We start from the raw sequence: 1,236 nt of genomic DNA on the forward strand, positions 1-1,236 counted from the left end.
TGCTCTGCCCCCTGAAAACTCGACCGTCTGAAGCTGGAGTTTTTGGCTAAGCTTTCCTGGCTGGGAGAGGAGCTGAGAACGATGAAGGCATCGAAGTTCACTGAGGCGCAGAAGGCGTTCATTCTGAAGCAGGGAGAAGAGGGCACGCCTGTGGCCGAGATCTGCCGCAAGGCGGGGATCAGCCAGGCGACCTACTTCAATTGGAAGAAGCGCTATGGCGGGTTGCTGCCCGACGAGATGCGGCGGCTGAAGGCTCTCGAGGACGAGAACGGGCGACTGAAGAAGATCGTCGCTGATCTGACCTTGGACCGGGAAATGTTGCAGGACGTCATTCGCCGAAAGCTTTGAAGCCTGGCCGTTTGCGCGAGCTCGTCACCGGGATGTGCGTCGATTGGGGCGTATCGATCAGGAAGGCTTGTGGGGCCATCTGCTTCGATACCTCCACCTACCACTACAAGTCCCGGCGGACGGACCAGGCTGCCGTCGAAAGGCGGATCAAGGAGATCTGCGAAACGCGGGTGCGCTACGGCTACCGGCGTGTCCATGTGCTGCTGCGTCGGGAAGGCTGGGTGATCAACATGAAGAAGACCCGTAGAATTTACAACGAGCTGGGCCTTCAGCTGCGCAACAAGCATCCCAAGCGCCGGGTGAAGGCCAAGCTGCGCGAGGACCGACAGGAGGCGTTCGGGCCGAACGAGGTCTGGGCGATGGATTTCGTCCATGACCAGCTCGCCACCGGCCGCAAGCTGCGTATTCTGACCATCGTCGACACCCATTCGCGCTACTGCCCGGTCATCGATCCGAGGTTCACCTATCGCGGCGAAGACGTGGTGCAGACGCTGGAGCGGGTCTGTCGCCAGACGGGCTATCCGAAGACCATACGCGTCGACAACGGCAGCGAATTCGTCTCGCGCGACCTCGATCTGTGGGCCTATGCCAACCATGTCACGCTGGACTTCTCACGGCCCGGTAAGCCCACGGACAACGGCTTCATCGAGGCCTTCAACAGCAGGCTTCGGGCGGAGTGTCTGAACGCGCATTGGTTCCTGACGCTTGCCGATGCCCGCGAAAAGTTGGAGAATTGGCGCAGAGACTACAACGAGGTTCGGCCCCACAGCGCGATCGGATATAACGTCCCGATCGATATCCATAATCCCGGTGGCGCCACCAGCCTGTCACCGGAATGAAGGCCGAAAACTTCAGATCCCGGCGGTCCAAGGTTGGGTCTCAGAGCAC

The 1,236-nt window shown here is 60.3% G+C and carries 1 protein-coding gene; it reads left to right on the forward strand.

Annotated features, from left to right (window positions below; all coding sequences use genetic code 11):
* Positions 1-81: 81 nt before the first annotated feature.
* Positions 82-1,187, forward strand: a protein-coding gene (locus NHG85_RS06970; RefSeq protein ID WP_253331049.1) for an IS3 family transposase whose coding sequence is annotated in 2 segments (ribosomal slippage) — positions 82-343 and positions 343-1,187 — 1,107 coding nt in all. Because the reading frame shifts where the segments join, the coding sequence is not laid out codon by codon here.
* The last annotated feature ends 49 nt before the right edge of the window (positions 1,188-1,236 follow it).

Origin of the sequence: Limimaricola litoreus, assembly GCF_024159025.1 — a bacterium.
Classification (GTDB): domain Bacteria; phylum Pseudomonadota; class Alphaproteobacteria; order Rhodobacterales; family Rhodobacteraceae; genus Limimaricola; species Limimaricola litoreus.